The 14,199-nt window shown below is 42.4% G+C and carries 10 protein-coding genes; 3 read left to right on the top strand and 7 right to left on the bottom strand.

What is annotated here, in order from left to right; all coding sequences use genetic code 11:
• Positions 1–10: 10 nt before the first annotated feature.
• From HMAT_RS14880 to HMAT_RS27780, 5 genes are all read right to left on the bottom strand, one after another.
• On the bottom strand, positions 11–3,070 hold the full coding sequence (locus HMAT_RS14880) for a SusC/RagA family TonB-linked outer membrane protein (RefSeq protein WP_104383650.1): 3,060 nt from the start codon (positions 3,068–3,070) through the stop codon (positions 11–13).
• A gap of 422 nt (positions 3,071–3,492) precedes the next feature.
• Complete coding sequence (locus HMAT_RS14885; protein ID WP_104383651.1) at positions 3,493–4,212, bottom strand: hypothetical protein; 720 nt, start codon at positions 4,210–4,212, stop codon at positions 3,493–3,495.
• 59 nt (positions 4,213–4,271) lie between these two features.
• Positions 4,272–5,195 (bottom strand): EamA family transporter, encoded by a 924-nt coding sequence (locus HMAT_RS14890; RefSeq protein ID WP_233789326.1) that lies wholly within the window; start codon positions 5,193–5,195, stop codon positions 4,272–4,274.
• Positions 5,196–5,198: 3 nt separating this feature from the next.
• Entirely contained in the window at positions 5,199–5,585 is a 387-nt protein-coding gene (locus tag HMAT_RS14895; protein ID WP_104383652.1) for a RidA family protein, read from the bottom strand.
• A 10-nt stretch (positions 5,586–5,595) separates the two neighbouring features.
• Complete coding sequence (locus HMAT_RS27780) at positions 5,596–5,727, bottom strand: DUF6728 family protein (protein WP_371412051.1); 132 nt, start codon at positions 5,725–5,727, stop codon at positions 5,596–5,598.
• 250 nt (positions 5,728–5,977) lie between these two features.
• On the opposite strand from HMAT_RS27780, the gene nagA reads away from it, so the two are divergent.
• From nagA to HMAT_RS14910, 3 genes are all read left to right on the top strand, one after another.
• Entirely contained in the window at positions 5,978–7,084 is a 1,107-nt protein-coding gene (gene nagA, locus HMAT_RS14900; protein ID WP_233789335.1) for an N-acetylglucosamine-6-phosphate deacetylase, read from the top strand.
• Positions 7,085–7,292: 208 nt separating this feature from the next.
• Positions 7,293–8,915 carry a glycoside hydrolase family 10 protein gene (locus HMAT_RS14905; RefSeq protein ID WP_104383653.1) on the top strand — a complete coding sequence of 541 codons (1,623 nt, stop codon included), beginning with the start codon at positions 7,293–7,295 and terminating at the stop codon, positions 8,913–8,915.
• Positions 8,916–9,115: 200 nt separating this feature from the next.
• The gene (locus tag HMAT_RS14910) at positions 9,116–9,670 is read left to right on the top strand and encodes an acyl-CoA thioesterase (RefSeq protein WP_104383654.1); all 555 of its coding nucleotides are present in this window, start codon (positions 9,116–9,118) and stop codon (positions 9,668–9,670) included.
• Between the two features lie 31 nt (positions 9,671–9,701).
• Here HMAT_RS14910 and HMAT_RS14915 read toward each other — a convergent pair whose 3' ends face one another.
• Both HMAT_RS14915 and HMAT_RS14920 read right to left on the bottom strand, forming a co-directional pair.
• Positions 9,702–10,997 (bottom strand): RagB/SusD family nutrient uptake outer membrane protein, encoded by a 1,296-nt coding sequence (locus HMAT_RS14915; RefSeq protein ID WP_104383655.1) that lies wholly within the window; start codon positions 10,995–10,997, stop codon positions 9,702–9,704.
• Positions 10,998–11,095: 98 nt separating this feature from the next.
• The gene (locus tag HMAT_RS14920) at positions 11,096–14,107 is read right to left on the bottom strand and encodes a SusC/RagA family TonB-linked outer membrane protein (protein ID WP_199768676.1); all 3,012 of its coding nucleotides are present in this window, start codon (positions 14,105–14,107) and stop codon (positions 11,096–11,098) included.
• Positions 14,108–14,199: the final 92 nt, after the last annotated feature.

Below are 14,199 nucleotides of genomic sequence, written 5' to 3' on the forward strand. Positions count from 1 at the left end.
TGTTGATCGTTTAGAAAGTTGCATTTAATGTAAGTCCATAGTTACGGGTTGCAGGCATCATAAAGATATCTACCCCGCTTAATGCATTTCCGGTAGACATCGTTACTTCTGGATCGAAAGGAGCCTTTTTCGAAATGTAGAATAGGTTTCTTCCTACAGCATTGACACGCAGTTTTTTGAAGAAGCTATCTTTGATATTGAAGTCATAACCGAAAGTCAATTCACGCAATCTTACGACCGTTCCATCATAAATATATTGGCTGCTAACCGGACCTATACCGCCAGTTGACGTATACCATTTCTCCGCATCTACGACAGAAACAGGGGTTCCCTTTGGTGTGACACCGTTTATAGAAACACCGCCATTTGCACGAGCCGCTCCACTTGCTTCAGATACGCCATAGCCATCCATCACGGACTGTGTAATTGACATGACATCATAATTAAACTTTCCATCAATCAAGAAGCTTAAATTGAAATTTTTGTAATTGAAACTGTTATTCCAGCCCATTTGCCAAATTGGATTTGAATTTCCTAATTTAGTATATGCGCTTGTTTTCTGAGGGATACCGTCTTCTGAAATTAGGATTCTCCCTTGCTCGTCACGAACAAAATCCTGTCCGTAAATATCACCAAAAGAACCACCTACCTCAAGTTTTGAAGCAAAGTTGTTTTGGTTTTCCCCGGTTAAACTAAATTCTGGAACAGCATCAGCTAATTCTTTGATTTTATTCTTGTTGTAGGTAAAGTTGATGCTGGTGGTCCATTTGAAGTTGTCATTTTTGATCGCATCCAAAGATACCAATGCTTCAACTCCTTGGTTTTGGATATTACCAGCATTAATAGCATATTGTTTGTTTAATGATGCTTGGCTTGCCGCGACTTTAAAGAACTGATTAGTTGTGTTGGTTTTGTAGTAAGTTACATCAACATTCAAACGGTTGTTCCACATGCGCCATTCTGTCCCGATCTCAAAAGATTTCGTTTTTTCAGGTTTTAATGTTTTTAAGAACGCAATATCATTCACTGTCAAAACAGCGTATGGATTTACTATATTTGTTAATAAACTCGTGTAGGGAGGTAGGTCATTACCCACTACCGCATATGAACCACGAACCTTGGCCATATTGACAAATTCAGGTAAGTTTAACTTGTCGTTCAATACGATGCCCAACCCCGCAGATGGGTAGAAGAAAGATTTTGTTCCTGTGAACGCTAATGTACTGGACCAGTCATTTCGAGCGGTCAGATCTAAATAGATCCAGTTGTCATAAGCTAAGTTTGCAGACGCAAATACAGATTGCAGCTGTCTCCGGTTCGCGGATAATGTCGAAGTGACAGGTGTTGTTGTGTTTTGAATAAAGAATTGATTCGGGATTTTTAACCCATCAATACCTGTATTAAAATCTACGCCTTCAGTTTTCCAGTCAGTGATGCTTGTTCCGACCAATCCAGTGATCTGAAATTTATCACTGACATTAAAGTTCATGTTGGCAACGACATCACCGTATTGCTGTGTAATGGTGGTATTTGTGTAATTATAGTTTCCATTTACCTTTCCTAAAGGATTTGGTGTGCTAGCGTAGACTTTGCGGTCCCAAACTTCTGAAGTACGATCGACACTTCCTCTAGCCTGAATGCTGATCCATGGAGCTACCTTATATTTTGCGCTACCATTTAAAAGCAAACGGTTTCGGGTTGAACGTGTCGGGTTCCTATTGACGATCCACCATGGATTTTGTTGTGTTGTAGGGCTATCGCTGAGACTGAACCAGTTTTGTTCATTAAGGTTGCGACTCGTATTAAAGGTTTCGTAATTTTTGTAATCTGCGATATTTAAGCTCCGTGGCAACAGATAGGTTCCAACTAATGGGTTGTAATAAAAACCTGAAGAAGGTGCGTTATCCAGTTTTTGGGTAATATAGTTGGCGCTACCTTCAACAGTCAACTTATCATCAAAGAATGTAGCACTTTCCTTGAGATTGAAGTTGTGGCGCATCAGGTCATTTTCTGGAAGTATACCTTTAGCAAGGGTGTTGGCATAAGAAAAGTACGTCTGATTTTTTTCGTTACCTCCAGATAATGTCAATGAATTGGTGAAGTTGCTTCCGGTACGGAAAAATTCACCCGCATTATCATAGTTGGCACCGTTGGTTTTGTCCCCCCAGCTAAATACACTGGTATTACTGTTCTTGCCGCCTGAACCTTGGCCATATTGATTTTGGAATTTAGGTGTCGATACAGCTTGTTCGATCTGTGCACTTGATGAAAAATTAATCGTTGTGCGGCCTTGTTTACCTGATTTTGTTGTCACTAAGATAACGCCATTAGCTGCTTGGCTACCGTATAGGGCAGCAGCAGATGCCCCTTTTAATACGGAGATATTTTCGATATCTTCTGGGTTGATCAATGAAATCGGGTCACCACCATCACGCTGTCCACCGAAAACATTATCCGGCTGGCTTGCTAAAGTTTGATTATTGATCGGAACACCGTCAACAACATACAACACTTGGTTGTTGCCGGAAGCGGACTTGTTACCACGTAAAATGACTTTCGCGGAACCACCTGGCCCCGATGAACTGGAAGCAATATTTACCCCTGCTACCTTACCGTTAAGGTTGTTGGCTAAGTTGGTGCTTTTTACCTTGTTCAGTTCATCCCCGTTGACCTGTTGGGTAGAGTACGTCAATGATTTCTGTGCGCGGCTGATACCGAGTGCGGTGACAACAACACTTTCAAGCTGTTGCGTCTGCTCATCTAAACTTACTGTAACTGTAGTTTCGCCCGGTCCGAGTGTAACGGTTTTATTTTCGTAACCGATCGTGCTGATATTCAGGACACGATTTTTATCGTCAACATTGATCTGAAATGCCCCTTTGCTGTCTGTAGAACTAGCCGTTGACGTACCCAATACTTTGATGGTAGCGCCCACAAGCGGAGCTTTTGTTTTTGCGTCAACAACCGTCCCTTTTACTTGGTTGCTTTGCGCATGGAGTAAAGATGCTGAAAAAAGCATTGTCGGAACAATACTCAGCATCCTCAATGTAGTGTATAATTTGTTATTCATGTAGTATATGTGTTATATTCAGTTTTTTATATACATATTTTTCACAACGGAAGTTATTTTCCACGGTAATGGGCTAATTCCATTTAGCATGTCGGTTAGGGAAAATGATATTGAACTTGGCTGGAGAGCGAAATAAATGATTATTGTGTACTATTCAATACCCTATTTGATGGGGATTAAAGAAAGTGTGATTCCTTAATTAAATACTAATTTACTACTGTTGATGAAAAATCAAAAATTTTAGGAAACAAAGTTGATACAAATGAAGGTATGTTTTCTGTAACTATTTGTTTTTTAGTCATCTATATTTTGTCATTTTTTGTTCCTTGCTGGATATGTATCTACTTTTTTGAAGAAAAAGTAAATCATCCGGCTTACTACCATTACCTATAATGGTAGTAAGCCGGATGATCTATAAAGATTTAATTCCAGGTATAGTTGACCTTTGGTTTTCCGTTTTCACAGGTCAACGATTTAAACTTAGGTATGGGACCTTGTGTACAAGCTGGAGACTCTAAAGAGGTTAGCCTGAGGTAAAGTGCATTGTAAAGGCTCACTGTTTTTTTAATTTCACTGTAATCATTCGCCCGTGAAAAGGGTAAATAAGTAATATAACATCCCGGAATGGGGGTTACGTCCCACTTGTCCGTGCCGGTACAGATCAGCTTATTTTGATAATCGTCCATCTTCTTCTTAAGATCAGGCAAGAGTTCGCGGCATTTTTCAGCGGTGAGATCTTGTGCAAAAATTAATTTGGCTTTTTGATTCTCAACAACTAATTCCAGGGGGGAATAATCATACCAATAGTAGCCATCGCAAAGCTCATAAATAATGCCTTCCTTGATTCCGGCGTCGAATTCTTTTTTTACAAGATCCCGATATTCCTGCCACAGCTTGTCAAAGTCCTTTTCAAGCGACTTGTGCATGGCAAAATAGCTTTCACCACACCAGTAATTTTGTGCTTTTTTGACATACCATTCTTCCTTGTCTGTGGCTTTTTTAGAAGTGATTAACTGTTCGATTTCCGTTCGTTTTTTTGCGGCTAATTCTTCCCAATATCCTGATGAAAGGTTCTCTTTTTTACAGGAAATCAAAGCGATGAACAAAAAAAGCGCCACGTACAATAACTTGTCATGTTTCATGGTTTGTAATTAATTGATTAGTTATTTATGGTATCAATACGTCTGCACTGTTGGTTTCGCTACAGCCTTGCCGAATTTTTTCTGATCTGGCGGAAATTGCTACTATTAAAAAGAACGATCGCAATCAATATTATACCATAAGCTACATACTTGATGAAGGGAACAGGTTCTTGAAAATAGGTTGCTGCCAAGGCGAAGGCGATGATTGGATTGATGTATAATAATACGCCTGTTGTTGTTGAAGAAATACCGATCAGTGCATACATGCTCAAGAAAAGAGGGATAATGGTGAAAATGACTGCAATCAGCATAATTGTACCCCAAAAGATAGGATCTGTAGGGATATCGTGATGATTATAGACCAGTTTAGGAACAACAAATAACGCACAGATGCTCAATTGGACAACCAACTGATTGAGTTTATTAAAACCAGTAGATACGCGCTGTACAATAAGATAGAAAGCATAACAGGTGGCAATGGTCACCGCCCATAGAACATCATGCAGCGATCCTTTGGCTAATAGACATACACTGCCAAATGCAATGAGCAGGGCGACCTTCTGAATTGATCGTAGTTCTTCTTTTAAGATGAAGCAGGCTGCTGTTGCTGTAATCAGCGGGCAGGTCAAATAGGCGAGTGCCGCGGATTGGATACTGATGTGGTTGACGGCATAGATATAGGTAAACCAGTTGCCGAAGATCAGCAGGGAGGCGAGCACGGTAAGGCCGGTCTGCCGAATTTTTCCCTTTTTTGAGAGCTCCCTGAATTTATGAATATCCAGGCGCAGTGTCTTCCTTTGGAAGAGCAGGAGATAGATCCAAAGCGCGGCCAAGGCCGCTACGATCCTAAAATAGAGAATATCTTCGGCAGGATATTCCCGTATCCACCGAACGGGAATGGACATGAATCCCCAAATGAAGGGAGCCAAAAAAGCCGCGAAAAGATATTTTCCGCGGCTTACAGTTTCGTTGTTATTTTCCACGGATTAATCTTTCCAGGCGATCACCGAAATCTCGACATTGACATTCTTTGGTAATGTCTTCACTGCCACACACTCACGCGCCGGTTGCGCTTCTTTGAAATACTCGGCATAAACATCATTAACAAGGCTAAAGTTGCCCATGTCGCTTAAAAAGATGGAGGCCTTGACGACATCCTGAAATGTATATCCAGCATGTGATAGAATGGCTTCCACATTTTTCAATACCTGATGTGCCTCATCTTTTACGCCTGAAGATACCAGTTCCATCGTCTCTGGAACAAGTGGAATCTGTCCGGAAACATAAAGGGTATTACCTGCTTTGATTGCTTGATTATAGGGGCCTATTGCCGCAGGAGCTTTGTCTGTATTGAAAATCTCTTTTTTTGACATGGTTGCTTGTTTAGGATGAAAAAAATATTTTATAGATCAACCCCAATAAAAAGACAATAATAGCCGTTGCATTAATGATATGCATGGCTTTAATATTGCCATTGGTGGGGCGGTCGGCATTGCGCTTTCTGAAAAAGTACATGGAACTAAGTTACAACAGTAAATTAAAAAGTGAAAATTAAAAAGCAAAAATTTTGGGATAGCGCAAAGACAAATCCTAACTTTAACAACAGAAGCGTACGCTGCAAGCTTTTACGCTCAGCAATGCCTGAATGTAAATGACCGAAACAGAGATAAACCTGTTCCGGCTCGGAAAGCGATATCGGGTTTTAGATGAGGACGACAAGCCAAAATTGGTACTGTCAAGCAGCTTAATTTATACTAATTTTTTGATGGAAAAAACAGCATTGATTGGCGGTAGGATTTATACCGGAACTGAAATTTTAGCGCAGAAAGCATTGCTTTTGGACGAAGGGAAAATAGTGGGTATAGTAGATGACAGGGATCTTCCGGAGGGATATCGGCTGCTCGATGTCAAAGGGGCTAATATTTGTGCCGGATTGGTCGACCTGCAGTTGTATGGTGATGGGGAGGATCTTTATTCTGCCGAACTTAGTGTGGAAGCATTGGAACGAATCTCCAACGGATTGATTGATAAGGGTACGACTTCCTATATGATGACTTTGGCAACAAATACAATTCCGGTCTTTAAAGAGGCCATTCGCGTTGCTGAGGATTATCATCATGATGCGTTTTTAGGACTGCATCTCGAAGGCCCTTTTCTGAATGCAAAAAAACGGGGAGCTCATCCCGAAGAACTGATAATTGCACCTACGAAGGAAAGGATCGAAGAGCTGTTACAGGGAAATAAAGTTGTCAGGATGATGACGATTGCCCCTGAATGTTTTTCGGGCGAGACGCTAGCGTATTTGCAAGGTTATCAGCTGCTGCTCAGTGCCGGGCATAGCAATGCTACTTTCGAGGAAGGGACACATGGTTATGATTCGGGAATTCCGACGAGTACACATCTGTTCAACGCGATGTCGCCGCTGCATCATCGCGAAGTAGGTTTGGTTGGTGCTATTTTTAATCACAACAGGGCCTGCGCGAGCATTATTGTCGATGGACATCATGTCAGCTTTGAAGCTGTGAAAATTGCCAAACGGCAAATGGGAGAACGTTTATTTATGATTACGGATGCTGTGGCGGCATGCAGTAAGGGGATCTATCAGCATGTATTGAATGATGGTTATTATGCCTTGCCGGACGGAACTATTTCGGGTGCGGCAATTTCCCTGTTTGAAGGAATCAGAAACTGTGTGGAGCAAGTTGGAATTCCGCTGGATGAGGCGATCCGGATGTCTACGACTTATCCAGCTAAGCTATTGCAGCGAAGTGATATCGGGAACTTAAATGCGGGAAGCATCGCCAATGTCATCGTATTTACGGATGACTTCAGGCTGGAACATGTTATCTTTAAAGGGGAGCTACGTGATTGATCTTCGGGTAGCAAGAGTTCTCAGGTGGTATGAGTTCGTAAATTGAATTAGATTGCTTGGTTGTCTGATAATGAAATATATACAGCTTCTTTTCGTCCGATAGAAATATCTTCTTAAAGCGGATGGGTGACGGCTAAATTTCTTTTCTATTGAAATTTAGCTTAGTTTTGGGGGTTAGTTTGAAAAAAAACATAATATCTATAGCTTGATGAAACGTTCCTTATTATTTTTAACTACGGCACTCTTTCTTTTGTCTTCTTGTTCATCCAAGAAAAATAAAAAGCAAGAACCTGTAAACACGAATACCAATGTTGAAATTGTAAAAAAAGATCCCCCTTCGGTTCCAAAACGGGAGCGGATGAAAAATACGATAGAGACAAAAGAACAGCCTGCGGTTGAAAAAAAGAAGGATATCGTTGTTGATCTTCCGCCTGTGCCCCGTGAGTTTCGTGCGGCTTGGGTAGCTTCTGTTGCCAATATCAACTGGCCGAGCAAAAATTATCTCAGTACAGCTGAACAGCAGCAGGAAGCAATTGGCATTCTGGATTTTTTGAAGAACAATAATTTCAATGCGGTTATCTTTCAGGTGCGTCCTTCGGCAGATGCTTTTTATAAGAGCGATCTCGAGCCATGGTCATATTTTTTGACGGGAACGGAGGGGCAAGCACCGTCACCTTATTATGATCCACTTGAATTTTGGGTTGAACAGGCGCACAAAAGGGGAATTGAGCTTCATGTTTGGCTAAATCCTTATCGTGCACACCATACTGCTGGTGGAGCTGTGACTTCGGCTTCGATGGCCCGTAAGATGCCAGAATCCGTAGTGAAGTTAAAACAGGGCTATTATTGGTTTGACCCGTCCAAACAATCGACACAGGATCATGCCGAACGTGTTGTAATGGATATCGTTAAGCGCTATGATATTGACGGGGTGCATTTCGACGATTATTTCTATCCCTATGCTGAATACAATGGCGGACAGGATTTTCCGGATTCGGACAGCTATAATGAGTTTAAACGTAACGGTGGTACATTGTCACGTGGTGATTTCAGAAGAAACAGTGTGAATACCTTTATTGAGCGGATTTACAAGGATATCAAAAAGGAAAAAAACTTTGTAAAATTCGGTATCAGTCCTTTCGGAATCTGGAAGCCCGGGTATCCTGCTGGAATTCAGGGGTCAAGCCAATACGATATGCTATATGCTGACGCCAAATTGTGGTTGAATAAGGGTTGGATTGACTATTTTGCGCCACAGCTTTATTGGCCTATCCAACCGGCAAAACAGAGCTATACGGCTTTGTTAAAATGGTGGGAAAGCGAGAATACAATGGGACGCCATCTTTGGCCGGGTATCAACACAGTCGGAAGACGCGGGCCGGAGTATGTACAGGAAATTGTCAATCAGGTAGCTGCAGCACGCAATATTTTGCCGGATAACCGGGATGGTGTCATCCATTGGAGTTTGGCCGGACTGACCAAAAATCCTGCAATGACGCAGGCGCTGGTGGATGGACCTTATCAGTTTAAAGCTTTGGTGCCGACAAGTCCATGGCTCAATGCGAATCCTTTGCTGAAGCCGACTTTACTGTTGACGCCGCAAGGAAACAATGTTTTCTTAAAATGGCAACATCAACAAATTGATCAGGTCGCTCAATGGGTATTATACCTGAATTATGGTGGCGAGTGGAAATATGAGATCTTGGAACCCGGAGTAACAACGAAAGATGTACCGACGGCATTGAACAATAAAAAATTGCAGTATGTTGCGGTAAAGGCTATTGATCGTTTGAGCAATGAAAGTCCTTATATCGCTGAAAAAGTCAAATAAAGAATTTTTGTACTATTTGGAAAAGGGGTATCTGACATTTCGGATATCCCTTTTGCTTTTTTATATCTTATTATTATTTGATATGCTTCTATACCGAATGGGAGAACGTATTTGTCTTTTTTAGATCACAAATGTTGGTAATTGTTGAAACACAGTGATTTTGTTTTGAATTTTGATCTGTCCGGGGTAAATTTAGGGATATGGAAGAGATCTATAAAACCGTAAGTGACTCAGTCATTCGGATTTCACAGTTGATGTTGCCGTCCAACGCTAATTTCGGCGGAAAGATCCATGGAGGATATATTTTGTCTTTGATGGATCAAATCGCTTTTGCGGTAGCCTCTAAGTTTTCAGCACATTATTGCGTGACAGCTTCGGTGGGTAAAGTCGATTTTTTGAAACCGATAGAGGTAGGAGAGTTGGTCACATTAATTGCATCCGTTAATTACGTCGGCAATTCGTCCATGGAGGTGGGGATCCGGGTGGAAGCCATGAATATCCAGACGGGTGAAACAAAACATTGCAACTCCTCTTATTTTACCATGGTTGCTAAAGATGAATCGGGTAGACCAGCGCGGGTACCGCGGTTGATTTTAGAGAATGAGAAGGACGTGTTTCGATTTTATCGTTGTGTGGTCAAGATGGAGGTGGATAAAGAGCGTGATCGCGCGATTCATGACTTGGAGCGTGACTCCTTGGAGCAACAGGCTTATATTAAAAAGCATTACGATGTAAAGATCCTATTAAAAACATAATGGGCTATCTTGTTGTGATAGCCCATTATGTTTAGATTGCTGGATCTGCAGGTGTATTCGGATTGCCGATTCTCTCTTGATCAGGATAAGGATAGAAATTTCGGTTTCGTTCTGTTGTATTTTGTGGCGGGGCAGCACGGTCAAATCGTCTGCTATCCTCCAGTCGTAAACCTGACATAAATAATTCCGCGCAGCGTTGTTTATAGACTTCGAGCAGCAGGTCGTTTTTGGTGAGGGCTCCAGCATATGCAGGTAATCCGGCATTGACGTTGAATAGGTCGCCGGCAGTTTGTGTACGCACTTCATTGATCAGATCGCGTGCCTCGGTCAATGAACCGTTGTTCCGTAATAAGGCTTCGGCTTTGATCAATTTCATTTCGTCTGGTAAGTAAACAGGAACTTCTCCGTTCTGTGTTTGGGCAAAGCCTTTAAGTTGTAGCGTAGTGCCACTGACTGTGGTATAGAAGTCAAGACGTTTATCGCCGGTATCGAACAGTCCGGTCGGAAGTCCTAAGTTCTCTCTAACAATGTAATACTTCAGGATACTGGTTTGATTCCAGAGTGGATTGACATTGATCGCGGTATAAGTGAATGTACTTTTCTTGGTCAAATCAACAAGATTAGCCTCGCTATAGGCTTGTTGGTAATTTCCGGCCATGAGGTTGAAGCGGGCGTTGAAAGCGTGTAGGCAATTCAGCAAGTTAATGGTTGAGCCGGTTACCGTCGAGGTAAATTCTGTCGATACGGGGGTTTGTTGCACCAGGGCAATTGCTGTGTTCAATGATTTGATTGCCTCAGCAAGAACTGCTTGTCTATCAGCGAAAGTCACTTTGCCATCCTTTTGAGTCTGTGTATTCGCTTTCTCAAAGCTCGTTGCGAGTGCGCCAAGCGCTATTGCTCGGTATAAGTGAGCATTTGCCAATGTGCCGGATAGTGTTCCGCCAGTTAAAGTACTAATGGATGCGGCATTGTTCAGCACACTTTCACTCATACCAAGGAGTTTTTGCATGCTAGACCACAGTGTCAGGATATTTCCGTTTGCTGTGGGTAATTCGGTGCCACCTGCTTCAAGTTCTAAGGTGTTGGTAAACGTGGCAACACCTTTGAGTTCGCGTGCTGTGACCGCGGGATAAAAATATGCTGCGGCTATCCCATTAGTCGAATAGTACATCTGTAATCCGGCACTAATAGCAATGATCCCTTCCCGAGTTGTTGGGACAGTATTTCCGCTAGGTTGATTTATATTCGGCACATCCATTTTACAGCTAGTAAGACTCATGGTCAGTGCAGTAAATAGGAATAAGTTATAATTGAAAATCTTTTTCATTGAAATATTTTTTAAGGATGATAAGACAGCTGTGAATGATTTTATGTATTCAACGATCTATGGGTGTCTAAACATCATGGTTATCCTATATTGTTAAATTAAAATGTTAGATTAACGCCTGCAATGACCTGTCTTGGGAGTGGGACTTCGACAAAATCGAATCCACGGACGGCATTGCTCTGTCCGGCAGCATTAACTTCAGGATCCCAGCCGCTATAATTGTCGAAAGAGAGTAAATTGCGTCCAGCTAGAGAAAAACGAATATTTTTGATTTTTGAATTTGGACGTGCCCAATTGTAGGATGCTGACACTTCTCTTACTTTGACGAAGGATCCTTTTTCAATCCAATTTTCCATAATGGAGAATAATGCTGCTGAAGTACCTTTGGGAACCTCACCTCTCAGTTCAGGCTCATACCCCGCAAGACCACCATATAAGTCGCGGTCACCGACACGTCTAGTGAAATTAAAGACATCCTGTCCGACAACGGCATCCAATTGAGCTCTAAAAGTCCATTTTGATCCGACATTGATTTCATTGATCAATGAACCTGTCCAGTCTGGATTAGGGTCGCCAATGACTTTTTTAAGTGTGGCGCCTGTAGGGACACCGTTGTTGTCTTTTCCAACTTTGGCTGTTGTCGGAAGGCCAGCGGCGTTGTGATAGATAGACCCGTCTTCATTGCGTGCAAAGTAGGTCGCGTAAAAAGCCCCCAAAGGGTATCCGTTGACCGCTGCAACTTGTCCGAATCCTGCGGAATACATTAATATTCCCCCTGGGACATTATTGACGACGTTTTTGTTATGGGAGTAAACAGCCGTAATATTCCATTTGAAGTTTTCTTTTAATACAGGGACCCCGCGCAATAGAAATTCCATCCCCCGATTGGTCATCGTGCCAATATTTGCATACTGTACACTGTAACCTGTAGAAGGAGTCAGATTGATATCCAAGAGTAGATCTTTCACATTTTTTCGGTAATAGGAGAATTCTAGCCCTAAACGGTCTCTGAACATGCTCAGATCTGTACCTATTTCGAATTCTTCTTGACGCTCAGGTTTTATGCCCTCGTTACCCATGCGATCTGTGGGAATGATCCCATTAATTCCACCGGTATTAAATGGAGAATAATTCGTGTATCTGTCAAAAGGACTAAGTGCGGTTAAATTGCCCGATTGTCCATAAGAAGCCCGGATCTTGAAACTTGAGAGAACATTATTGATGGCCGAATTCTGCCAGAATTGTTCATTGGACAAAACATAGCTTCCACTTACCTTTGGATAGAATTGGCTACGATTCTCGCTTCCAAAAACAGAGGACATGTCATATCGAATAGCACCAGTCAAATAAATTTTCTCCTTAATTCCAAAAGTCTGTTGAAAGAAGGCGCCGAAAATATTCATATCCGAGCGGAGTTCTTTAGGGACAACAACCCCATTGTCTATCGTTTCACCACCATATCCCATCTGCGTGGCTTTCAGGTTGGTGGACATGTTTTTTTCGGTCTGGAAGGTTACGCCTGCACCTGAAGTAGATTCTAGCCATTCTCCAATCTTTGTCTGATAGGAGGCGCTGAAATCGTTATTAAGCATAAAGGTGGTGATATCTGCGCGTTGAGCGTAGCCTTTTTCATAGGATGGGGTGGTGTTACCCGGTGGAATATAGGCCGTTCCAAGGGAGTTGGCATTGTCAAATCCCAAGATGTAATTCAAAGTTAAGCCCTCTAGCGGTTTGGCCTGTAACGATAGATTTCCAATAAATCGGCTTGTGCGTTGCGCAAACTTGAAGTTGTTGATTGCTTCTAACGGGTTCGTCCGTTTTACAATATTGACTGGTGTCGTAGAAGGATAGTTGCCGGTTATAGGATCGCGTTCGGGATTAATAAAATTATTGCTGAAGATAAAACCAGTTAATGCACCATAGGCCTCGTTCATGCCGCCATTTGGCATTTCATTGGAATGGCTGTACACGTAATTCATTCCTGCACCGAGTTTTAGCCAGGAGTTTAGATCTTGGTCCAGACGCGCGCGGAGTCCGCCACGGGTAAAATCAGTATTCTTGATAATTCCCTGATTATTGAGGTAGGTGCCGCTGATATAGTATTTTGTGCCTGCCGTACCTCCGGACATAGAAATGTTGTTATCGGTACCGATACCAGTCTGAAAAATTTTGTCCTGGTAGTCGTATCTTGTGACATCAATCTGTGAAAGATCGGCGACATCTGTCTTGGCGAAAGTTTTGCCATAGGTATTGTAAGGTAGCTTCTTGCGTAAAGAAGAAGTTTTCAAGCTTGTGCTAAAGGTAAAAGTAGGTTTTCCTTCTCTTCCTCTTTTTGTGGTGATCTGTACCACGCCATTGCTTGCCCGTGATCCATAGATTGCAGCCGCGGCGGCGCCTTTGATGATCTCAATGTTCTCAATGTCAGCGGGATTGATGTCGACCAATCTGTTCTGACTATATCCACCTAGGTCCAATAGCTCCGCAGAAGAGTTGTTGACAATGACTCCATCTACGATGTACAGTGGGCTACCACCGCCAACGATGGAACTAGGGCCGCGTAACTGTACGCTAATACCACCGGCTGGATTTCCGGAGTTTTGAGAGATTTGCGCTCCGGCTACTTTTCCGGTTAATGCCTGGTCAATGGAGGTTGCATTACTATTGGCGATATCTTTGGCGTTGACGGTCGATACTGCATTACCCAGGACTTTGCGGCTTGTTCCAACTGCGTTGCCGATAACAATTACCTCATTCATCCGCACTAAATCTTCCTGCAGGCTTGGAGCGAGGGTAAGGGTTGTCTGATTTCCCAGTTCGATACTGGTAGTGTTCGGCGCATAACCCACATTGGATAACAGAAGGTCATACTTTCCAGGATTGATAGACGTGGTCAATGTAAACTCGCCGTTTGCATTGGTGCTGACGGTCTGGTTTGTCCCTTTGAGTTTAATGGTTGTTCCAGGGACGGATTGTCCGGTGCGGGAATCGGTGACTTTGCCTTTTATCGTGTAATTTTTTTGCTGCGCAAATGCGATGGAACTTGCTCCGAGCATCATTAAAAGCGCATAATAACGATAAGGCACTTTGCTGGTTAGTAAGTGTTTTATCATAAAAGTCAGATTTTAATTCAATAGGTCTCCTATTGTGGTTTTATTTGATATAAATATAGAGTTTTAAATGGTCTCCCGGTATAGTTTTGTAT

Origin of the sequence: Sphingobacterium sp. HMA12 (assembly GCF_002933815.1) — a bacterium.
In the GTDB taxonomy this organism is placed as follows: domain Bacteria; phylum Bacteroidota; class Bacteroidia; order Sphingobacteriales; family Sphingobacteriaceae; genus Sphingobacterium.